The sequence below is a fragment of the Butyrivibrio sp. XPD2002 genome (genome assembly GCF_000423945.1).
Classification (GTDB): domain Bacteria; phylum Bacillota; class Clostridia; order Lachnospirales; family Lachnospiraceae; genus Butyrivibrio.
On the sequence record NZ_KE384118.1, the window covers coordinates 14,237 to 37,498 of the forward strand.

The 23,262-nt window shown below is 43.0% G+C and carries 18 protein-coding genes and 3 tRNA genes; 5 read left to right on the forward strand and 16 right to left on the reverse strand.

Annotated features, from left to right (window positions below; genetic code table 11):
• Window positions 1–114: 114 nt before the first annotated feature.
• The gene (locus tag G587_RS0120335; RefSeq protein WP_026493741.1) at window positions 115–1,302 is read right to left on the reverse strand and encodes a hypothetical protein; all 1,188 of its coding nucleotides are present in this window, start codon (window positions 1,300–1,302) and stop codon (window positions 115–117) included.
• Window positions 1,303–1,559: 257 nt separating this feature from the next.
• Here G587_RS0120335 and G587_RS0120340 point away from each other — a divergent pair, with 257 nt between their 5' ends.
• Window positions 1,560–2,168, forward strand: a complete 609-nt coding sequence (locus G587_RS0120340; protein ID WP_026493742.1) for a hypothetical protein — start codon at window positions 1,560–1,562, stop codon at window positions 2,166–2,168.
• Window positions 2,169–2,632: 464 nt separating this feature from the next.
• Here the strand turns inward: G587_RS0120340 and G587_RS0120345 are convergent, their stop codons facing one another.
• Together G587_RS0120345 and G587_RS0120350 are read right to left on the reverse strand one after the other, a co-directional pair.
• Window positions 2,633–2,890, reverse strand: a complete 258-nt coding sequence (locus G587_RS0120345; protein ID WP_026493743.1) for an ATP-binding protein — start codon at window positions 2,888–2,890, stop codon at window positions 2,633–2,635.
• 85 nt (window positions 2,891–2,975) lie between these two features.
• Window positions 2,976–3,863, reverse strand: a complete 888-nt coding sequence (locus G587_RS0120350; RefSeq protein WP_026493744.1) for a mechanosensitive ion channel family protein — start codon at window positions 3,861–3,863, stop codon at window positions 2,976–2,978.
• A gap of 219 nt (window positions 3,864–4,082) precedes the next feature.
• Here G587_RS0120350 and G587_RS0120355 point away from each other — a divergent pair, with 219 nt between their 5' ends.
• Window positions 4,083–4,655: a DUF3793 family protein gene (locus G587_RS0120355; protein WP_026493745.1), complete on the forward strand. Its 573-nt coding sequence runs from the start codon at window positions 4,083–4,085 to the stop codon at window positions 4,653–4,655.
• Window positions 4,656–5,496: 841 nt separating this feature from the next.
• Here G587_RS0120355 and G587_RS0120360 read toward each other — a convergent pair.
• The 9 genes from G587_RS0120360 to G587_RS24885 form a co-directional block, all read right to left on the reverse strand.
• A tRNA-Leu gene (locus G587_RS0120360) sits at window positions 5,497–5,580 on the reverse strand.
• Window positions 5,581–5,619: 39 nt separating this feature from the next.
• Window positions 5,620–5,703: transfer RNA gene (locus G587_RS0120365), tRNA-Leu, on the reverse strand.
• Window positions 5,704–5,793: 90 nt separating this feature from the next.
• Window positions 5,794–6,123 (reverse strand): hypothetical protein, encoded by a 330-nt coding sequence (locus G587_RS0120370; protein WP_026493746.1) that lies wholly within the window; start codon window positions 6,121–6,123, stop codon window positions 5,794–5,796.
• 107 nt (window positions 6,124–6,230) lie between these two features.
• On the reverse strand, window positions 6,231–8,264 hold the full coding sequence (locus tag G587_RS0120375) for a methyl-accepting chemotaxis protein (RefSeq protein WP_026493747.1): 2,034 nt from the start codon (window positions 8,262–8,264) through the stop codon (window positions 6,231–6,233).
• Window positions 8,265–8,410: 146 nt separating this feature from the next.
• A complete protein-coding gene (locus G587_RS0120380; protein ID WP_026493748.1) occupies window positions 8,411–9,193 on the reverse strand; it encodes an arginase family protein in 783 nt (260 codons plus the stop codon).
• A gap of 2 nt (window positions 9,194–9,195) precedes the next feature.
• On the reverse strand, window positions 9,196–9,963 hold the full coding sequence (locus G587_RS0120385) for an adaptor protein MecA (protein WP_026493749.1): 768 nt from the start codon (window positions 9,961–9,963) through the stop codon (window positions 9,196–9,198).
• 444 nt (window positions 9,964–10,407) lie between these two features.
• On the reverse strand, window positions 10,408–11,757 hold the full coding sequence (locus G587_RS24880) for a flagellar hook protein FlgE (RefSeq protein ID WP_196808938.1): 1,350 nt from the start codon (window positions 11,755–11,757) through the stop codon (window positions 10,408–10,410).
• 80 nt (window positions 11,758–11,837) lie between these two features.
• Window positions 11,838–12,764, reverse strand: coding sequence for a serine O-acetyltransferase (locus G587_RS0120395; protein ID WP_026493750.1), 927 nt, complete (start codon window positions 12,762–12,764; stop codon window positions 11,838–11,840).
• A 45-nt stretch (window positions 12,765–12,809) separates the two neighbouring features.
• Window positions 12,810–14,102 carry a CAP domain-containing protein gene (locus G587_RS24885; protein ID WP_051201203.1) on the reverse strand — a complete coding sequence of 431 codons (1,293 nt, stop codon included), beginning with the start codon at window positions 14,100–14,102 and terminating at the stop codon, window positions 12,810–12,812.
• Window positions 14,103–14,313: 211 nt separating this feature from the next.
• On the opposite strand from G587_RS24885, the gene G587_RS0120405 reads away from it, so the two are divergent.
• From G587_RS0120405 to G587_RS23870, 3 genes are all read left to right on the forward strand, one after another.
• Window positions 14,314–14,387: transfer RNA gene (locus tag G587_RS0120405), tRNA-Pro, on the forward strand.
• A 195-nt stretch (window positions 14,388–14,582) separates the two neighbouring features.
• Complete coding sequence (locus tag G587_RS0120410; RefSeq protein ID WP_026493751.1) at window positions 14,583–15,539, forward strand: CPBP family intramembrane glutamic endopeptidase; 957 nt, start codon at window positions 14,583–14,585, stop codon at window positions 15,537–15,539.
• 100 nt (window positions 15,540–15,639) lie between these two features.
• Window positions 15,640–18,417 (forward strand): translation factor GTPase family protein, encoded by a 2,778-nt coding sequence (locus G587_RS23870; protein ID WP_035787483.1) that lies wholly within the window; start codon window positions 15,640–15,642, stop codon window positions 18,415–18,417.
• 29 nt (window positions 18,418–18,446) lie between these two features.
• Here G587_RS23870 and G587_RS24890 read toward each other — a convergent pair whose 3' ends face one another.
• The 4 genes from G587_RS24890 to G587_RS0120435 all read right to left on the reverse strand — a co-directional run bounded on the left by G587_RS24890 (window position 18,447) and on the right by G587_RS0120435 (window position 23,234).
• On the reverse strand, window positions 18,447–20,051 hold the full coding sequence (locus tag G587_RS24890; RefSeq protein WP_196812640.1) for a GGDEF domain-containing protein: 1,605 nt from the start codon (window positions 20,049–20,051) through the stop codon (window positions 18,447–18,449).
• 193 nt (window positions 20,052–20,244) lie between these two features.
• Window positions 20,245–20,460: a DUF1858 domain-containing protein gene (locus G587_RS0120425; RefSeq protein ID WP_026493753.1), complete on the reverse strand. Its 216-nt coding sequence runs from the start codon at window positions 20,458–20,460 to the stop codon at window positions 20,245–20,247.
• 194 nt (window positions 20,461–20,654) lie between these two features.
• Window positions 20,655–22,502, reverse strand: a complete 1,848-nt coding sequence (locus G587_RS24895) for a DUF3298 and DUF4163 domain-containing protein (RefSeq protein ID WP_051201204.1) — start codon at window positions 22,500–22,502, stop codon at window positions 20,655–20,657.
• A 33-nt stretch (window positions 22,503–22,535) separates the two neighbouring features.
• The gene (locus G587_RS0120435; protein WP_026493754.1) at window positions 22,536–23,234 is read right to left on the reverse strand and encodes an MgtC/SapB family protein; all 699 of its coding nucleotides are present in this window, start codon (window positions 23,232–23,234) and stop codon (window positions 22,536–22,538) included.
• Between the last annotated feature and the right edge of the window lie 28 nt (window positions 23,235–23,262).

Consider the following 23,262-nt stretch of genomic DNA (forward strand, 5'->3'; position numbering starts at 1 on the left):
AAAGCTTCCTCCACTTATAATGCGTTTGTCTTAATAGCAATCTTAGCAAAATAGTGTGGATTTGTCACAAAAAGGGGACGGCCAGAACCGCCCCCTATGAGAAGTATCTATTTATTACCTAGCTAAGAAAATATTGTAATAGAATCTCTTTGTTATCTTATTCTTCTTGTCATATACAGTAACTCTGATGACTGTCTTGGTCTGTACATCCTTAGCATAAAAACTATCCCCAGCGAGAGTTACCATACCTGCTTTGGCTTCATCAACCTTGCTGAGTTTGATCTTCTTGCCATTCTTAACCTTTTTCCAAGAGTAGGTTGGCATATCCTGTACACCTTTATAACTTAGGTTCAGAAAATCCATATTTGGACCTTCGCCTTCCGGAGGTCTGCCGGGACGATCAGCTTCATCCTCTGCATATGCATCCACATCACGAACATCTGCTTCATCAAGCTCAGAAGTAGCTTCTTCATAACCATATCTCGTTTTACCTTCATCATTTGTAGCACTCTTCAGTCTGGGTGTACCAACCTCGACCTTCTTAAGCTTGAAATCCTTATTTACAACAACCTTGATAGTACCCTTTTTTACAGTAGTTGTATTTTCACCATAGGACTTTTTCCAAAGCTTATTATTGGAAGGAGCATCAACATCTGTGGTTTCTGATATAACCTTGCCGGCATATGTTACAGATTTAATAGCAGCTGAATCCTCTCTTGCTACTACCTTGAGGGACTTTTTGACTGTAGAGCCATCCTTAAGCTTTGCATCATAGGTAAGCTTATAGTTTCCAGCCTTCTTTGCAAACAGTCTTATTGTATAGAGTCCATAATCCATTCCTTTGGGGGCATTTTCATCAATCTTTACGAAGTCACCCTTATGGTTTTTGTAATAGCCAGCTCCATTCTCAGTATAATCTTCATTAATTACTTCCTTCTCAGCTGCAGATTTAGGATCCGCATATTCACTCTTAAATATTACCTTAACCTTAAGGCCCTTCTTTCCCTTAAAGTTCTCAAACTTTGCAACGTCCTGTGTTGTTGCAAGTTGCACAGTCTGATTTTTTGCATTAACACTAATATAGTGGACCTTCTCTTCTGTCCTCAGAAGATCTTCTGCCTGCATAAGATCAACATTATTCTTCTCTTTGGACAAACTCTTCTTCGTGTCCTCATTAGTGTATACTCTGTCAGTCCCCTCCTTCTTCCAGAGAACCTGAGCATTGGCAGTAATAGGAGCAACTAATGTTAATGACAGTGCCATTGCCAGCGCAGTGGCACCAAATTTGGAAAATTTACTCATATGATTACCTCCATCATAAGAAATATTAACGTCTTTTCGTAGACGCTATACCGTGACATATACAATTTTATCATCTTGAATTTTTCATAGTCAACGTGATAACATGCTTGTTTACAGCAGTTTTATCCTATTTATAAAATGTTTATAATATCGTTAATTAATAAAAATCCAAGGTCTTGTTTTTTCAGACTATAAACAAAATGATTTTGGTAGTATCCTTATAGAATATAGATAACATTTTATGAGAGGAACAAACTGTGACCGGAAAAAAGAAACTTGGAATATTATTAGTAGTTATTGTATTGGGAATTATTCTCTGTCTGTTTGTCATTACTAAGATAAAGGACAGAGGCGGTGTAGTAGTAAAATGCAACTCGGATTTTCCTGTAAATGAAAAGCTCGTGGCCTACAGACAGGACGACGCTGCATGGAAAAATGACAAGATCGGAGAATCCAAATATACGATGGGAAGCTCCGGCTGCATAATAACAAGCATAGCAACAGCGCTGTCCAGCACTTCAGTAGCAATGGATCCGGGCGCCATGAACAAATTCTTGAGTAAGAACAATGCCTTTGATGAGGCAGGAAACCTTCAGTGGGGCAGGATTGATGAGATCAACGGTTTATACGCTGATGTGTATTCCGACGTAAGCTCGGAAATCATCGACAACTGCCTGGCAGCGGGACACTACCCCATCATCAAGATACACAGGAAGTCAATTTTCAGCTATCACCACTACGTCCTTATTATAGGCACTGAAAATGGCGAGTATGTCTGCATGGATCCGCTCCAGGACCATCTCACCAGGCTTTCAGACTACAACGACAAGATATATGCCATAAGATGTGTGTATTATGAGAAATAATTAGTAAGGGGCTATCGCTAAGTGATATGCTCCCTTTTTTATTGCGTATATAAAATTCGGTGGCTGTTCAACCAATTGGTACCAAATCAAGAAAACTGATTTACCATTCTCATTTAAAAGTTAACGCAATTACGTTTGCAGTATACCAATATTCCTTTCAACAAGCTTTCTGACTTAAAATTCCGGCTGTTGATTTGGCTATATTATATTTATCCCACAATATGTCATAGAAAATTCAACCTATAAGTCAAAACAAGAGCATCCCGGTGTAACAGTGCTTGAAAACATGCTCTGTTATTCGTAAAGTGATAAGTCAGTTTTCACAAAACTATGAGAACTGGTTGATTATCCCCAAGATCCGGCCAGATTCTGGCCTCCCACCAACAAAAAATGCCGGAGCTATGCCAACAACAGGCATAGTTCCGATAAAAAAACTTCAAATATATCCTTAATATCTCAAAATATCACAAAATCAACATAATATTATTCATATCCATCGCCGGCACATATCTGACTTCCTTGGCGAGGCCCATAACCATCCTTATTCCAAGGCCTGATGCAGGGTCCTCGGGGTGGTTCTTCTTGTGCCATTCCACGGGATCAAAGAGCTTGCCGTTATCGCGGATTCTTATTGTCTGCTTATCTTTACCGTAAATAACTCTTATATCAATGTTCTTTTCCCTATCGTCTTTATAGCCATGATCTATAGTGTTCGTGAGCATTTCTTCAATTAAAGGTGTTGCTTACAAGCTTGTCATTCTTTTCCATTTGTTTTCCTACCAATAACATAAACAGAATCTGCAACAATCAGACATTTTTCATATGAACATCCAACTGATTGAAAGGGATCTCAATTCCATTTTCTTTAAGCGCATTAAATACGGAAGTATTTATCTCATCCTTTATTACTTCGCTTCTTACATTAGCCGGGAATTTAACCGTAGCTCCCATGATAAGTGCACTGTCCTGCACTTCAAGAAAATATACCATCCTGCTGTTTGGCTCGTTCTCATCATATTTATCTTCATTAAGAGTAAGAGGGCATTCGCATATGGTTTTTCTGATTATATCCTTTGCCTTTTGAATATCGGAGTCATAACCGATGGGATACTTGAAAACTGCAGCCCTTGGCACATCCGCTGCATAGCTGTAATTGATAATCTTCATTTCATCAAATTTTCTGTTGGGAATAATCGCTCTGGTGGAATCAAGAAGGCAGACCACGATATGTCTTAACGTCATGTTCTCAACTATTCCCGTAGTTCCATCTTCAAGCTCAACTCTTGAGCCTATATCGAAGGGCTTATAGAGACTTATCTGGAGTCCGGCAAACATGTTCCTGATAGCTTCCTGAGCTGCGAAACCCACAACAGCTGCAACTACAGCAGTACTACCAAGCAGCGAATTGGCTATTTCGTCGCCTCCTAGTGGAAGCACTATGAATAAAACGATCATCGCAAAGGTAATCATTTTTTCTATGAACTGGAGTGTAAGCGTTTTGCCCTTCTTTTTCTCAATACTGCCAATAATCTTTCTTTTTATCTTGAGTAACAGAAAGACAAAGCCAAGATATAGTACGAACAGGATCACTGCAGTAACAGCAGCAGCCCCCATTAGCCCCCATACCACTTCAGTAGGAGCATCCTTAAAAAGCGTTTCTAAAATTTTATTCCAATTACCTTGATCCTGATTCATTAAAATGTCCCCCTCATACTTTCAAGCCATATTTTTGTGAGAAATATCCCATTTAATTTTACTATATTGCGTTTGGATATATTGTAAAAAAAAGATAAAACCCACTTTATGGAATGTTTAGATTCTGCCTTTATCAAGTTACCTATTGCTAACACATTTTTAATATTGTATACTTTTAGTTAGCAAATGCTAACTTTAATCTTAGGAGGAGCCATAGGTATGCCTGACAGTATCATTATTGAAAACTGCTCGCCCACATTGGCAGGAATAAAAACAGGAAACATTTTCACTATCGACAGAAGTCTGATTTCAGATATAAAGGAAGAGCTCAGCGAGCTAAACCAGTGCTTTGTTGACAAGGGACTCCGCGCAATTCCTTTGAAGATCACAGATAAAACCATTTTGATATATCTATATCGCCCTGAGAAGCTTAAGGCCGATCTTTCTTGTGAAGAAGCCAAAGCAATCCTCCGGAAGAAGGGCTACGGCTGCGATTCCATCGAGAGTGATATCGTTCACCTCATCCATCACATCCACAATGATGGCTCATTTCCTCACGAAATCGGCCTCTTTTTGGGCTACCCTCCCATCGACGTCAAGGGCTTCATGGAGGACACCCGTAAGGGCGTAAAATGCGTCGGCTACTGGAAGGTCTACGGCGACAAAGAAAAGGCCGAGAAAACCTTCTCAAGCTACAAAAAATGCACAGAAATATATAAGAAGTGCCTCTCCCGTGGAAGACACTTATCTCAGATGGTAGTAAACACCAACCGTGTTAAATCTATCGCATAAATTACCGCGGGGTTTACTTGCCGGTTGCTGTTACGCCTGATCGCGAACAATTCTTTCAACCGGTTACCCTGCGGGGATTGCTTTCATGTGACCGTTACGTCTATCCGCGAACTTGCCTTTCTATAGGTTGAACTAATTTATTGCTTTTTAGGGAGCGTTACACCGGTAGATTTTATTTTTTCAATATCGGTTGCGCTTTCATGCCCGCTTTATTGGTTCCCTTACGCCTGTGCTCTAATTTGTTCGCGAGTTGACGTAACTCATTCCTAAACACGCTTCCCGCATATCAACCTGTTTTGGTTTATCAAGCACCATAGGTTGAACTACCTTCTTTATGGCACTCCCATCGTTCATCCAGTTAGACTATAACATCTCTTTCCGGTCCAATCGCGGATAGTTCCTTCAGGTAGTCACTACGTCTACTCGCGAACAATTCTTTGATCCGATTACCCTGCGGAAATTCCCTTCCGGTATCCGTTACGTCTATTCGCGAACAATTCTTTGATCCGATTACCCCACGAAACAGTAAATCATTCAACGTGCGCAAGCGGGGCAAGTCCCTCTCCCATACGAACAAAACAGTATACCATTCGACGTGCGGAAACGTAAATCATTCAAATAGCGGAAGAAGGGGTGAGGCGGAAATAGAAAAAGGTCCGGGGGACCTTTTTCCCGCCGAACCGACCGACGAAGCAGCTATACTGCGAGGGCGCACGACGTCCGGGGGACGTCGGTCCTGAGCCGACCGGAGCAAAGCGGAGACCCCTTGAACCCAGGGTTCAAGGGGCTCCTCCGCACGATAAAAAAGAGGTAAGACTTTCGTCTTACCTCTCTTTTATCGTGCGGAAGAAGGGACTTGAACCCTCACGATGTAGCCATCACAAGATCCTTAGTCTTGCTCGTCTGCCAATTCCGACACTTCCGCATATCAAGTATTTAATTAGTTGCACTAGTTAAAAACTAATGCAGGAAAAGGGACTTGAACCCTCATGATATTGCTATCACACGGACCTGAACCGTGCGCGTCTGCCAATTCCGCCATTCCTGCAAGCAACAATAGATATTTTAGCTACTTGCCGGTGGTTTGTCAATACAAATAATCAAGCATTTTAAACTTTCTATTTGTGACGCAGCAATACTATTTATACAATATATCTGCCGCTTTGTAAAGGTCATTATACATTTTTAATTTCTGAGTATAAATTATCACCAGCATAATGAACGTCAAAAGGCTCACAAGCGTCACAAAAAGCATAGGTGTTGAGGGATATGAAAACAGTCCCACAACCGCAATAACAAAGGCAATGATCACAGCCCCGATAACAATTGTCCTTCTCAAAAGCTCCTGCTGCAGAGCCTCTATAAGAAGTGTTATCTCCTTCTTCTGAGTAAGGATCTCCTCATCCGATAAAAGATCCATCTCCAGCTTCTCGATTTTCTTGATTCTGTCCCTTATCCTTTTGTCCATACTCTCCTCCGGCAATTTCTGTCTATCCCCTAAAACGCATTTTACCAAAAAGACAGCCGGCAAATCCATTTTGCCGGCTGCCATTTCCTATTATAGCACTTTTTTCATTATTTAAAGAACTGCATATCATCTCTTAGCTTAACTGCTATGCTCTTAAGTGAATCCGCAGAGCTGGAAAGTGTTGTAACAGTTGCGGAAAGCTCCTGCATGGATGCTCCTGTCTCCTCTGAGGATGCTGCATTCTCCTCTGAGATTGCGGACAGGGATGCCATTGCATCAGCCACAACGTTCTTGGCATCAACACAGGTAGTAGCCTCGCTTTCAATGCTCTTAACACTGACAACAGTAGATGAGATATCCTCTATCATCGCATTTACGCTCTGAACTGTATTGCCAAGTACTTCCTCCTGCTCGTCATTGCCCTTCTGAACCTCTGCAGCCATTTCAACTGCGGACTGTGACTCTGCAAGAAGTATATCCATCTCTCTTCTGATATCGTCAGCCATCTTACGTGAATCGTCTGCAAGCTTTCCGATCTCTTCTGCAACAACCGCGAAACCTTTACCCGCATCGCCGGCTCTTGCTGCCTCAATTGAGGCATTCAGTGAAAGGAGGTTGGTCTGGCTTGCGATAGATGCAATACCCTCAACCTTTTCATTGATACTCTCAACTGCCTTACTTGTAGCACCAATCTTCTCAGTGATCTGAGAAATATTGTTGCTCATATTATGGCTGCTCTGCTGAAGGTCTGCCAGGCTCTGTGCTGACTCAGTTGAAACCTCCTGCATCCTTTGTGCGATATTGGCAAGGTCTTCCGTGCTATCCTGTACATTTCCGGTAGCCTGGTCGATATTTGCGACATTCTCTGTAACGCTTTGAATCTCATCAGCCTGCTGTGTTGCTCCGGATGCGATCTCCTGAACGGCATTGGATACATCATCCGCAGTCTGAGATATCTGACTTGCCGCATCTGCCAGTTCTTCCGAGGATTCGTTAACCGAAACAGCAGAGGACTTGATATTCTTTACTATGTCTCCCAGAACATCCACCACTGTGTTGGTGTTGTTTATCATCTCGCCAAACTCATCCTTACGGTCTGTAAACTTCTGAATATCGACGAATTCACCATTTGCCAGATGATGAAGAGCATCATTAACCTCATGCATAGGTCCTGTGAAGGAATTAGCCATTCTAAAGGAAAGAACGATTGCAAGGATTATCATTATTACTCCAAGAAGTACGATGAGCATTGCACTCTGTCTTGCATCTGCAAGAGTTGCGTTGTAGTTGGAGGAAACAACGATTATCCAGCCAGTTGTGGGCTCTTTAAGATAAGATACAATCAGCTTATCATTACCCTTACCTGTAACATAGGTACCGGAACTCTGAGTCTTTGCCTGAATGAAAAAGTCTCTGTCGCTTCTGTTATCCTCAGGATCATCGGGCTTTATCTCATAATCTGAGATGGCAACAACAATACCGTTAGTATCAGTAATGAATGCTCTCTGATTCTCTCCTACGTTATCAACAAGGAGCTGATACAAAACGTTCAGGTCGTAGCTTCGCTGAGCAACACCGATTACTGTCTTGTAGTCAGTGTCATAAACAGGAACTGCAGGCACGATTATGCGGGCGCCTGTTGCTTTGGATACGAGCACCTCAGAAATGTTCTCAGTACCCTTAAGGGCTGTCTGATAGAAGTTTCTCTCTGAAATATCAGAAAGCTTTCCGCCATCAGATCTTACAACCTGCATTCCGTCATTTCCCGAAATAACAATAGCGTTGCCATCATTAAAGGGAACATTTACCTGTTGCAGGTAAGCTACCATTTCAGGTTCATTTCTGGACGCCTCATCCTTCAGATAGTTAATAGTGTAGGGACTTTCAGCTACTGATTCGAGAGCTCGTAGCTGCTGCTGAATAACAGTCATGAATTTCTGCTCAACTATAGTACACTGTCTGGAGTTTATCTCCTTAGCGTCATTAAGACCTCTGTTCATAGAGCTTCTATAGCTGACAGCAATTGCGATAATAAGTGGAATAGCCACAAGTGCTACTGTGGTTATGATAAGCCTTGCCTTAACTGTGCTCAGCAGACTTATCTTTTCTCTTTTTTCGTTCTGATCATTATCTTTGCTCACAATCTACTCCTTCTTAAGCACTCTGTGCTTTAAAAACCGGGATCATAGGCATCTGTAAAGAGGCAATCGCGCGTGCCCCTTATGCTAATTCTATAGATTGCTGAGCAACAATCCTATGCATACACAATTAAATTTTTATAAATATTTTAAGAAAATGCGTCCATTATAGCAGCATTGATTCTGTTTCCGGCATCAAACCCCTTTTCAGAAAAAGCATCGGGGTCATCCGGAGCGCACTCTCCGCAGACATCAACAGCTACGATATTTTCTCCGTAATGTGCCTTCAAAAAGGAAAGGCCTTCCTTAAGCTCTTCAAGGGTCATTTCTCCCTGATCCCAGTTGGTTATAAGTTCATCCCTTGAGAGTACGTCCTTATCCACAGAAATGTAGATGCTTTGAGCCGCATCTTCTGTGATCTCAAACATTTGTCGCAAAGACATACAGTCCTCAAAATAGAACACCCTGTCCTTGTACTCCGGATTGTCAGCGTAAGCCTCCTCCATAAGAGCCTTATCCGCGCCAACTATGTACACACGTGAGAGCTCCGAAATGTTTTTAAGGGCGCTCAAAACCCAACATCCGCAGGACAATATCTCTCCGTAGGATGTCCACTTCATATCGGGATGGTGGTCAAATACAACGAGATCAAAGGGCACCGTCGCATTCATAAGTATCCTTGACATGTAGTGGTAGTTTCCATTATCAAAAAATCTAAAGCTTAACTCTCCACTTCCACCCTGCACATTCAAAGTGTTTTCAGAGGCGATGATCCTTTTCCTGATCTCCTCGAAAGCGTAATCGTCACATATACAGTTGGTTCCGCTTATATCCTTTAAATCCACAAAAAGAGAACGAAAGCCTTCTCTTTTACAAAAGTCAAAGCTCTCGTTCTCATAAATTCCCGTAAAATCAAATACCGTTACCTTCATAGTTATCCAGCGATCATATCCTTCAGGTGAAGGAGTGCGTCCTCCTTAATGATGCATTTTCCGGTCTCTTCGATGTGAGTCTGCTCAGCTGAATTCATCATCAGCTCCTCAGCATACTCAAGTCCGCTTCTGCGAAGATCATACACTGCATTCTCTCCGTCAGGCTCAAGAACCAATGTTACGTAGTACAGGTCGTCCTCCTTGTAAAGCTTGGACTCTGTAATAGGAAGACTGTAGGTAACCTTAGCAAATCTTGCAGCAGAACCTAAGTCCTTGAATCTGGCCATGTATCTCTCAGAATTCATAATGGGCTTAGCCATTGCTTCAATCTGAGGATCCTGCTCTTCATCCTGATCATAAATCTGCTCTATGAGTTCTGAAACGTGTCCGATCATCTCATTAAGGGCCTGTCCCTTGTCGGAACCAGTCTTAGCCTTGATGGAGTCAACTCTCTCCTGAGTCATCTCCCTGAGAATAGCCTCTGCTGATCCACGTATTCTGTCTGCTGATTTCTGAATGTCCTCATTGGACATTTTTATGGCGAAGATGCGCACACTTCCATCTACCATCATGTTCTTACTCATCATGAGTACTTCTGTTTCGGGATCATACCCCAGCTGCTCGCCAACTTCCCTGTTCAGCTGCGCCATAAACGGAACTGTTCTCTTCTCTCCATTCATGATTGCTTCAGGGGTGAGGCCGATTTCACGGAGTTCTGATGCAGCAATACTGCATTCAACTGTCGTATTATTCATTTTAACGATTACCATATAGCCTCATCTCCTTTCCATTGAAAAATGAATTGCTATGATTTGATGATTATAACTCATTATGTTAGCACTGTCTAGTGTTGAGTGCTAATTGTCGCAAAATTCACTTTCTCTACTTATATTGTACTATATATTTCGGTCAAAATCACTAATTTTATTACATAATTCATGAACGAATATTTACAAAAATAGTTGATGTTAAGTAGTTTACAAGCCACTTTTTGTAATTTCTAAAAAAACAACACCCCTAACAAGGACTCTCCCCCAAGCGTCCAAATTACGGGTGTTTTCAATGTGCTAAAATATGTGGAAGTTCTGCTCTCGGGCAGTGCCCTCGCCAGAACAAAGTAGTACACTAAGCTCGAAAAAACCTACTCTGTATGACATTACACCAGGCTCGATAGAACCTCGCCAAGTGTTCTGCACATCGCTAAGTGATTACTTTTATCTCTTAAGCTGTCTAAGCTCATCGAGAAGTGTATCCGAAACTGTAATTACTCGGCTGTTTGCCTGGAATCCTCTCTGTGTAATGATCATATCGGTGAACTCATTTGAGAGATCAACGTTACTCATTTCCAGAGTTCCTGATGTCATGTAGCCACCGTCATCAGTTACCCACATCACCTGTGCTGGTCCTGAGTTTCCGGTTACCTGATAGAGGTTTTCACCCTCCTTGGAAAGGCCTGTGACATTGGCAAATTCTGCCACTGCAATTCTTCCTGCAACTCTGTTCTGACCATTGCTGTAAAGTCTGGTAATAGTGCCGTCTCTTGCGATAGCAACACCGTTCATGTCACCCTCAGGATAGCCTTCACCTTCACCTTCAATAGTACCTCTGTAGGTTGCAAGTGATGAGCTGCTCATTCCGTTAAGGGGAGCATAGTTTGTGGTACCTGAATAGTCAAGAGTGATACTGCCCGCTGCTGCCGCATCACCGGTAAATGCCAACTGAACCTGCCCGTTCGCCGCACCGTTTGCTCCGGTGAATTTTCCTGTTGAGGGGTCATAGGTCAGGTTAACAACAGTTCCCGCAGCTACGCCGCCCTCGATGAACTGATGGTTCTCGTCCATGATTCCGGTTATTGAAGCCTGATATGTAGTGTCATTGTCGTCACCGGCATCTGAAAAGGCCATTCTTACTGTATATGTCTTGCCATCAGCTCCGTAGAACTCAAGATCAACCTTTCTTCCGCCATCTGCTGAAAGAAGGGTGTCTGTTCTGCTGATATTACCTGTAACTCTGGCATAGGTCGTAGGCTGGCCTGCCATTTTCTTGATGTTACCTTCGTCATCTATAGGAAGAACCTGGAGTCTGTTGCCGACACCGGCTGTAAGTTCTCCGCCTACTGCTCCGCCATCATCGCCTTCAGCTGCCGTTCCTCTTACATAGAAGCCATCTGCTCTTGTAACGAGGTAGCCCTGAGCGTCAACGGTAAATGAACCATCTCTTGTATAGTTCATCTCACCTCTCTGGTTCTCAACTACGAAGAAGGAATCACCTGTAATACTAAGATCAAAGACATTATCTGTCTGCTGAATAGATCCCTGTTTTGCGATATTTGTCATTATGGAGGATGTCTTTGCTCCAAGTCCGACCTGTCTGGCATTGGTGCCTGCTCTTACATTTGAGGGGCCTGCTGCCTTTCTCGCATTCTGATACAAAAGATCACCGAAGGTAGTCTTCTGTGCTTTATAGGATGTGGTATTTACATTTGCAACGTTATTACCGATAACGTCCATCTGTATCTGATGTGTCTTAAGCCCGGCAACACCGGACCACAATGATCTCATCATAATCTCACCGCTTTCATACATAATGAGTCTATACCTACATCTCTTATTTCGGTCATCATGATAAGAATCTTTAGTCTTTTTTAAAAATCCTTTGATCCGTCGTTATTAAACTGGAGCTCCTGATTCTTAATGCTCACCTTGGTTCCCGGAGCGATTGAAGAAGTAAGGAACGCGTTAGAACCAACCACTGAATCATGTCCGATTACAGTCTCTCCGCCAAGGATTGAAGCTCCGGCGTAGATCGTAACGTTATCCTCAATGGTGGGATGTCTCTTAGCTCCCTTAAGAGCCTGTCCGCCCCTTGTTGAAAGTGCACCTATTGTAACACCCTGATATACCTTAACGTGCTCACCTATTATTGAAGTCTCACCAATAACTATGCCTGTTCCGTGGTCAATCATGAAGTATTTTCCAATGGTTGCACCGGGATGGATATCGATTCCCGTTACTGAATGGGCATACTCAGTCATGATACGCGGAATAAGCGGCACCTTCAGAAGATAGAGCTCATGTGCCATACGGTTTATCGCTGTCGCCATAAGTCCCGGATATGAGAGGATGATTTCCTCCTTACTAAATGCAGCCGGGTCTCCCTCGTAGCTGGCCTGGAGGTCAGTGTCTATAAGGGCACGGATGTGCGGGATCTTTTTGAAAAACTCATGGGTGATACATCTTGCACCACAGGTCAGGGTTTCATCAGTTGCATTCTGATAGACCTCGCCATGCCTATAGGCAATAGCAACCTGCTTCTGCATATTGTAAATTACGTCCTCGATTATTACCGCAACTCGGTTTGAATCATTATAGCTTCTGTAAACATTGTCCCTGAAATAGCCGGGATACAAAACTCTCAGCAGCTTTTTTACAATATCAACAACCACATCTCTGTCGGGCTGATTGAAAATGTCCATCTGATCTACATCTCTGCCCTTGTTGTAGTCGTCAATGATCAGATTAACAATGCCCTCTATCTCGTTCCTAAGATTCTGACGCTCTCCGATATCCATAGTCATTTCCCATCCTTTTTTTATCAGTAAAAACTGTTCCTGCGCTTAATTGGTTTTCACCATCTTTATCGCTGATTTTTTGCCATAAATCTTTTCATCATGCGCAACTCTATATGGAACAATATAATAATAGTACTTCTTTTTTCTTGCAAGCTTCTTGTCGGTGTATTCAAGCTTAAGCTGGTTCTTTACTGTACCAACCTTCTTATAGCCGGTTTTCTTGCTGTTTGATCTGTAAATCTCATAGCCGGATGCGCCTATTGATTTGTTATAAAAAAGCGTAGCCTTCTTCTTTTCAGCCTGAATATCAACCCATGTCACAGTTCCGGGAGCATAGTCCTTAATGGTAGCTCCAAGTGACTTAAGACTCTTCTTATAGCTGCTAAGGTCATCAGCTGATACGTAAAGTGACACATTCTTGGTGGTGCTTACTGTCTTGGTGTAGTCTGAATCCTCAGTGGTGTAGGCAAAAAGCTGAACCCAGTAATGCACTCCATTCACCTTAGTGTGTCCGATCGCGCAGACATTGTAGTTGGTATTCAGCATATTTCTGCGATGTCCCTGACCTGAGTAGTACTGATTAGTCTCCTGAAAGGCTTCAAATGCCTTCTTTGCTGTCTTATAGCCGTAGGCTATGTTCTCGCCCGCATAGGTGAATTTGTAGCCCTCATCGGACATTGCGGTGAAGCAGGTCTTACCGTTTGGTCTCTCATGACCAAACTTTAAAGCAATCTCAGCAGCTCTTGTCATGGCAACCTTCTCAAGGTTGTAGTCATAAGCAAGCTTGCCGATGCCCTGTGTGTAAACCTTCTGGGTATTTGTTGTGTTCCAGCACCAGGTATCCTTACCTGTTCTGAAATCATTAATCATCTTCTGCATCTCTCTTGCAGATTTCTGGGCGTATTTAACCTTGAATCTAACCTTGGACACAAGGAATCTTGAAGCTGTCTTGGGCTCTGATTCCTCAGACTCTGTGGCCCCGTCAGCTCCCTTTATCATATATGTATATATTCCGCCTTCCTTCATGGCGTCACTGTCCGTATAGGACCTCTCATCCCCTGATACCACAGCGATAAGTTCAAAGGGATCAGCGTTTCTCCTTCTTCTGAAAATCCTGTATTCCTTTGCTCCGCTGGCTGTCTTCCAATATATGGTCAGTCCCTTGTAATCATTTGAGATTTCCTTGATGACAGGCTTCGCTATTTTCTTTTGTACTGCTGTGTTATCAGCCCTGACAACAAGGCTCTCTGACGGCATTAAAACCGGAGATGCTAAGAGCGATACAGAAAGCACCGCTGCAAGAATTCTTTTGCTGCTTAAAAAACAAAACTTTTTCATAAATCCCCCAAAATTTCTATATAAAAATATGCTCCTGGTGCATGTTTTACCAAGCACTTACTATATAATAGCATATTATCTCAGAATCGGAATAAAACATCCGGTTATAGACGCTAATTCAATTATTCAATGTCGCAATAACGATTTATTAAAATATTGAAAAAAAGTTGTTGCTTTTATTTTCGTGGCATGATATTATACCACTTGTCGCCGGGGTGTAGCGCAGTTGGTTAGCGCGCTATCTTAGGGAGGTAGAGGCCGCGAGTTCGAGTCCCGCCACTCCGACTACTGAAGCTGTAAGATTTCTTACAGCTTCTTTTTTATTCATTTCACCCTCTCTATTTGCATATTTATACTTTTTCTGTTTAGTTTCCAATTTATCCAGATAACAATCCCTATTTCTATATTCAATAGTTGTATCTCGTTTCTCCATAGGTTATTATTTTCATTGTGAAAAAATTTTTGGAGGGACTAAAAAATATGACAAAACAAAGAGAATCAAAAAACACAAGTATCATTTTCTTAATTGCTCTTGTACTTAACATCGCACTTATTCCACTGTCAATTTTTATGGCACGTCAAGGAAAGATTTTGGGCATTTGGGCAACGGTTTTAGCTGAGGCTGCAATTTTCATTCCGCTTGTAATCTACCTCAAGATGAAAAATGAGCCTTTTTTCAGCACTCTTGGTTTCCACAAAATCAAGGTTTCAACAGTTTTCCTTACAATCCTGCTTAACATTGTAATTACACCTATCTGGATGTTCGGAAACTTTTTCTCACAGCTTTTTGTACCTAATATAGCCGGCGAGGGAATCACCAACATGGTAGAGTCCTCTGCAGGTGCTGCAATGCTTGTTATTTCCTTATTGCCACCGCTTTTTGAGGAAATGCTTTTCCGCGGCCTGTTATTCAACAAGTACAGAAAGGTATCTACTATCCTTAAGGCAGCCCTTCTTTCAGGTCTGTTTTTCGGACTCATTCACCTGAACCTCAACCAGTTCTGCTACGCATTTTTACTTGGCGTTATTTTCGCATTTGTTAATGTTGCAAGTGGCAGTATTGTTACATCAATGATCCTGCATTTCCTTATAAACGGTTTCAACGTATTAATTCTTTATGCATCCTTACTTGCACAGCAGGTTGCAGACCCTGCAGCAGTTGAAGCTCAGACAGCAGCTTTAAACTCAAAGAGCGCTCAGCTTACAAGAGCAGGTGTTTGCTTTGTACTTGCTATAATTGCTTCATTTATCGCACACAAGATCATGCAGGCTATCGCTAAGAAGGAAGGACATCTTGAGGAGTACAATTCTATCTTCAAGAAAAATGAGTCCAAGGAGACAGCTCATATTTTCCGTACTTCACCTGCAATCCTTTCAACAGTCATCGGATTCGCATTCGTTATATACCTCTCATTCTTTATGACAGGAGTATTCTAAAGAGCGGTTTAAAACCACATAATGCAGACGCGATTATTTAATATAGTGAACGGCAACTTTTGTTTGTCGTTCACTATATTTTTTTGGTAATATTGAGGTTATGAATACTGCAGATAAAAAACATTTAAACATTGGAATATATGCCCACGTTGACGCCGGTAAGACCACCCTTTCAGAGGCACTTTTGTACCTCGCAGGTGTTGTCAGAAAATCCGGCCGCGTGGATCACGGTGATACCTTCTTCGATACTTATGATTTAGAGAGAAAAAGAGGCATCACCATTTTTTCTAAGCAGGCTGAGCTTGACCTGACAGAAAATACCCACATCACCCTTCTGGATACTCCGGGACACGCTGATTTTGCGCCCGAAACAGAGCGCACCATGAAGGTTCTTGATCTGGCTATTTTGATAATAAGCGCAGCCGACGGCGTAACCTCACAGGTTCAGACTCTGTGGAAACTTCTTGAGCACTATGAGGTTCCGATTTTCATATTCGTAAACAAGATGGACCAGAACCAGGCAGATAAAACTGCTCTCCTCTCAGATATTCAGAAGAGACTTTCTGCCCACGCCCTGGATTTTTCAGAGACTATTATAAGTAATGTGGGAAGAGGTAATTCCGTTTTATATTCAGAAGCTGACGCCTCTCTTAATGAGGACTTCCTTGGAAATGACGAATTTCAGGAGGAGCTTGCTGTCTGCGATGACGAGCTTTTAAATGCTTATCTCGAGGATGGCAGAAAGGTTGTAGTTTCAGATATTCAGAGCCTCATATCCACCAGAAGGCTATTCCCCTGTCTCTTTGGAAGTGCTCTTAAAATGGAGGGCGTAAAGGAGCTTATGTTCCTTATTGATTCCTTTTCAAAGGCTCCTGTCTATCCGGAGGACTTCGCAGCAAGAGTCTACAAGATATCAAGAGATTCCGGTGGAACAAGGCTCTCCTGGCTTAAGATCATGGGCGGCACCTTACACGTAAGAGACATACTGTCCATGCCTGTAGCCGGCTCCCACTCAGGTGCTAAGAGCAGCGGAACCGATAATAGTACATCAGAAAAGGTTGATCAGATCCGTGTATACTCCGGAGATAAATACGAGCTTTTACAGGAGGCTAAGGCAGGCCAGATTGTGGCCGTAACAGGCCTTGATTCCTCCTATGCAGGTCAGGGACTTGGCGCACTTACAGGTGAGCTCACAGAGGTACTTGCTCCTATCCTCTCCTCCAGAATCATACTTCCTGAGGGTGCGGATCCTTTTACCGTGTATAAGCAGCTCCTGGAATTATCCGAGGAGGAGCCTCTTCTTGATGTAAAAAAGGATGACGTCACAGGCGATCTGTCCATTCAGGTTATGGGCGAGGTTCAGATGGAGATTCTAAAGCACCGCTGCATGGAGCGCTACGGTCTTGAAATAGGCTTTGGCCCCGGAAGTATTGTTTATAAGGAAACCATCAAGGCTCCCGTTGAGGGCGTTGGACATTTTGAGCCCTTAAGACATTATGCAGAGGCTCATCTTCTGCTTACTCCCACAGAGCCCGGAAGTGGTCTGTCCTTTGATGCGGACTGCCCTGTGGATGACCTTGCGGTCAACTGGCAGAATCTTATCCTGTCACACCTTGAGGAGTTTAAGATAAGAGGCGTTCTCACAGGCTCTGAAATAACAGATATGAGAATAACCGTCATAGGCGGAAGGTCACATCTTAAGCACACTGAGGGAGGCGATTTCAGAGAGGCTACCATGCGCGCTGTCCGTCAGGGACTTATGATGGCAGAGAGTATTTTGCTTGAACCCGTCTATGATTTTGTAATTGAGCTCCCTACTGAATCCGTGGGCCGCGCCATAAGTGATATACAGAAAATGAGCGGAACCACCAATCCTCCGGACCTTATGTCCGATGGAAGCTCAGTTTTAACAGGCTCTGTGCCCGCTTCAGAGCTTCATGATTATGCCACTGAGCTATTGTCCTACACCCATGGTCAGGGCCGCCTTAATCTGTCTCTTCGCGGCTATGAGCCCTGCCACAACGCAGAGGATATCATAGAGGAGAAGGCCTACGATCCGGAGCGCGACATAGAACAGCCCACAGGAAGCGTATTCTGCTCCCACGGCGCAGGAATCGTCATTCCCTGGGATGAAGTAAGAAGCCATATGCACGTTGATACAGGCTGGACGCCGGATGGCGAAGGAAACTCCTCCGCTTCAGATACTGACCTTACCAGAATGGGTGATGCCCTTAAAAGCTTTAAATCGGATGATCTTAGAAAAGAAGCTGAGCTTACCTATGAGGAGCGAACGAAGGCTTACAACGCTACCATTCAGGAGCTGGACAGCATTTTCGAGCGGACCTATGGACCTGTAAAGCCCCGCTACGACGCCAAAGCGGATGAAGAAAGAAAAAGAAAAGCCGCAAACAAAGCCCCGGAAAAGAAGTACCGCGCAAAGGAGTACTCTCCCGAGGATTCATATCTTCTTGTTGACGGCTACAACATCATATACGCGAACGACGAACTTCGTGCCCTTGCTGATAGTGACATGAAGTCCGCCCGTGATAAGCTTATGGATATTTTGTCCAATTTTCAGGGTTACAGAAGAGAAACTGTCATCCTGGTGTTTGATGCTTATAGAGTTCCCGGTGGAACCGAGCATGTATTAAAATACCACAACCTCGACGTGGTATTCACAAAGGAAGCCGAAACAGCAGACCAGTACATTGAGCGCACTGCCCACAAGTACAGCAGGAAAAATCGCGTGACAGTTGCTACCTCTGATGCCATAGAGCAGGTAATCATCTACGGTGCCGGAGCCATGCGAATGTCTGCCTCCGACTTCTGGTATGAAATAAAGAGAACCGAGGATGAAATACGCGACAGGTTGTCCTAGACTTTTGGATGAACAAATCAGCTTTCTTTTTAATCCGTAACCTGGTTCTTACCTGCTGCCTTTGAATGGTAGAGATTGTCATCTGCCATTTTTAATACATCATCATTACCGGTTCCGGTGGCAACACCTACACTTAACGTAATCACAAGACCCGGTGCAAATTCCCAGTTCTGAAGGGCCATGACCTTTCTAAGCCTCTCGCCCACGCTGGAGGTATAAGGTATGGCCTTTTTATCCAGTATGATCGCAAACTCCTCACCACCATATCGGTAGCAATGAACATCTGCCGTGATCTCTCTTTGCATTAGCTGTCCAAGACGCCCAAGGACTATATCACCGTTCTGATGTCCGTAGGTATCGTTTATCTGCTTGAAATCATCAATATCTATCATTATTACGCCGTAGATATCATTCCTGCGCTTTGCACGCTGTAGACTAAGATTGAAGTTTTTCCTGTTGAGAAGCCCCGTCAGGCCATCAAATCTGCTGTTAAAGATGATGACTGCAAGGATGATAAACACTACTATTACAACGAGAATTGACAGGATGATAAGCCTTGTTCTTTTGTAGACCTGGGACTCCATAATCTCAGCCTTGTTCATCTCCAGCTTGGAATCTTCCACCATATTGTCAATAACGTTGGCATAGGCGACATTCTGATTATCAAAAAGCTTGGTATAAAGTCTGTTGACGATGGCATACATCTCGCTTCTGATATTTTCATCAGTGGGTGGATATTTTTTCTGAAGCTCTAATATTGTGCTAAGCTCAGCCTTTTCATAGCCATTTTCCTCGCAAAGCTTCATAAAATCCTCAATAGCATCAGCAACCTCGTGTTCCTTCTTTGAAAACTCATCGCCATCAAAATTATCAGCGCCCTCAAATATCTCAGCCGCCTGAAGCAGGGACTTTGCCTGATAGAACGGAATAATCAGATCGCGGAGCATGATCTGTCTGTATACGTCCGTTGTAAACATAACATGGCCTTCCCATTTGTCCAGCTTCTCTCTGCACTCATCGTAGCGACCGGTCTCCACATAAACCTTGGCAAGCCATACATCGTTGATTGCTGTATATGCCTCTTCATAGACGCCTGTATGGGACATATCAACCAGCTCCTGAGCCTTATCAAGAAACTCTTCAGCAGTTTCGTAATCCTCGGACTGGATTTTCATTATTCCAAGCATTCTGAAGGCGTAGCTTCTTATCTGCAGATCCTCAATGTCATCAAATCTCTTGATAGACTCTGCCTTATCTATCATGCTCTGAGCCGAATTAACTGTGTAGTTGTTCAGGAAAAAGTTAGCGAGATCGAGATAGATATTTATCGTGTAGTCCGTATCCTCACTTCGCTCAAGATAATAAAGCGCATAGCCAAGGTTCCTGTAGTAGGTCATGGTTTCGCCCTTTTGCATATAAATAAGACTAAGCCTTTCATAGAGTCGGCCACGGTCTGCGTTAGTAAGATTCTTCTTCGTGGTCCATTCGCTGATTTCCTCTATTTCAGCATCCATAGTATCCCAGCTGAAAAGAAGATCCTGCTGGATAACCGCCTGAACTTTCTCATGATTGGCTTTTTTCTCCAAATAGCAGTAAACATCATAAAGAAACTGGGCAAGTACCAGTCCAGCCATGAAAATGATAATACCTATGAATAATTTTTTAATCGCTGATTTATTCATCCTTTTGGCATATCTCATGCATTGTTTATCGCTACACATTATTATAAGTAATAATTATTAAAATTTCGTTTCTTAAATATAGTATTTTTAGAAATAAAAATCCCCGAAGCCGTAAGCTCCGGGGATAATAAATGATTATTTTCGCTTATGCATTGTGCTCTAAGAGATAGTCATTCAATGCATCTGTGATCTCCTCACCGTCAATGCCGTGTACTGCACATGCATCTGAAAGTGATTCCATCTGTGAAGCAGGGCAATGGATACAACCCATTCCGCACTCCATAAGAAACTGTGCTGCAAGAGGGTGCTTTGAAATGATATCACCTACAAGCATATCTGCACTAATGATCTGTTCGCTCATACTTACCTCCTAAAAAATCAAGTATTAACTGTCTAAAAGAAAATGTCGCTACGACACTATTTTTGTCAGATACTGAATTTTAGCAAGAATAAATTCTTTTGGCAAGAGAAAATTCATTGTGCAAAATATATTTTTCTTATAGCTTGCGATTACATTTTATATGTCGCATCTAATAGCAGGGTATGCAGTCTTTGTTATTTAATCGAATACAGATACTCCGTGTTGTAGGTAAGGACGTATAACTGATTATTATCCTGCTTAATAAAATATGATGGTGCCGACGCTACCTTGATCTGCTTTTGTGTTTTGCCGTTAGTACGGTTGAGTATGTAAATATAATCAGGTTCATCAGTAAAACCATATCCGCAGATAATGCTGTCTCCCTCGATAATGAAGTTATTTGAGCCACAAACAAGGTCATCACTTTTCCAAAGAGTATTACCGGAGACTGTATCAATGGCTACAATGTAGGCTTTATGCGGATTTGCAGAAGCATATGTTAGATGTCCCAGCGATACATAGAGTATGTCATCCTTCATCATCGCATATCTGACGTAGGGCTCTGTATAGTCGGCAAATAGTCCCTGACCCTGATCAGGTGCATCTATGAACTCATCAAAGAAGTAATTGCCGTTGAGGGTCTGATTCGCTTCATCCATTACCGTAAGACTAAGTGTTCCTTCATCCGCCTCATTGACAACGCTATAGCTATAGGTTCCGTCATTATAGGGCAGTCCCTCAGGAAGTGGAATTCCCATCTTACCGGACCAGGCATCCTCATCAAGCCAATCTGTTTTATTGTGGCTTATCTCTTTTAGTTCTACGGAAGGTGTTCCGACAGATGTATCGATTCCGTCAGCGACCCATGCAGTCCATCCGGGATTTTTCACAACCGCATGATACCACCAGTCCTCGCCTTCACCCTCATCGCTTCCATCACCTTCAACGGCGTCGCCCGCATTAATGGTAATCCCGGCATCGATGGTGGCTGTATCTGCATCCTTTAATTCTTTTGCCACATCGGAGATCTCAGGAACGCTGTCCTTCTCATAGTTTTGGTAGGTATCTGTGAAAAGTTCAGGATGGTCGAACCAGGAGATTTTCACATAGCGGGATCCTGCAGCATAGCTGCCCATTGCATAATCCTCAAAGTACAGCCATACACCATCATATCCAATAGCCCAGCAAAGACCTTTCGCATCGTCCTTAAGTCGTCCGGGCATGCCCTCAATGAAGCTCTCTTTGTCCATGCATTCGTCGAGGTCATCATTTTGCTTTATTAGCTCATCCTCAACAATCTGGGCAAAATCATCGGACACCTTCATGACATCGTCAAACTTTATTTCTTTTCCTGTAACAGGGTCAATGTTGTAATTGGTGTAATCATTATAGCCATGGGCTCCTGCCAGAAATGTATAGTTTGAAACAACAAAAGAAAATACTCTTCCATCAGACCTTATGGGATACAGATCATGATCGTATTCATATGCCAGTCCCCAGCCACTTTCAAATATTTCCTTAAGCTCCTCAATGGAGGAATTGAGGCTTTCGTTCAGATCCGCTTCTCCCTTGCTGTTGAATTCGTCCAGGGACTTCTGGAGTCCGGAGAATTTGTCCTTATCACTTTTGTCAAGAGTGATGCTGTAATAATATCCGGAACCCATCTCTGTCTCCCCGGCCATAAGCTGTACGGGATTCTTCTGGTATGAGAATTCTATTGGAGAAGATAAGTCAGCTTCTGAAATTTCGACGGAATCGGAAGTATTGCTGTTATCAGCTTCGCCTGCTTCAGCTTGTGTGCCTTCATCGTTTTTTGTACCATCTGCTTCATTTTGGGTTCCGTCTGCTTCAGCTGATTTTCCCTGGGCGGATGCATCATCCTTGTTTTCAGTAGTTTGTACAGCCTTGGTTTTTCCTTCTCCTACTGAGTTAGCGGAAGCATCATCCTTTTTCCCGGCTCCTGCGCAGCCGGCTGATAAGACCATCGCACAGATCAGTATGATAGATATGGCGTTTTTATATAACCTGTTCCTCCTATGCATTTTTGTCCCCCTCAATTCTATTCAACTAATCATTTATACCTCTTCTACATAGTTCACATACTCAAGTTCATTGAATATCTGAAGTATCTCGTCGTGAGATCTCTTCCTGTCAAGCTCCATGTCTATAAGAAGCGCGCAGTCTGAGGATCTTAAGGTCTTGTCCTTGCTCTTGGTAAGGCTGGTAATCACAATGCCTTCATCCGAGATAACCTTGGAGAGCTTGGTCACACCGTGGTTCTTGTTCACCTCGATGTATATGCTCATATACAGGCTGTGCTCCTCAACCTTTTTGCTGGCATGAAGAAGAACCATATTGGAAAAGGCTATAAGTAAAAAGCATGTAAGACCAACTACCAGATAACCACCACCTATGGCCATACCCATACAGGAGGTAACCCACAGGGATGCTGCAGTTGACAGACCCTTGATCTGCTTCTTACCGGTGACAAGGATGGTACCTGCACCAAGGAAGCCGATTCCACTTACTACGCCGGCAGGGATACGGCTGACATCAGCATTAAGCCCCGGGAACATAGCAAGATAAATATTTAGAGCAGTTGCTACAGCTGAACCAAGACTTACAAGAGCGAAGGTCTTGATACCTGCACTGTGATGCCTTATAAGACGCTCCCACCCCACTATACTTCCAAGAATAGTAGCAAGGATCAGTCTGAAGGCCACAGCGCCATCAGCAGTACTCTGCAGATAATCTATGATAACGCCAATACTCATATAACATTCTCCATTCTTTACGCTTTTG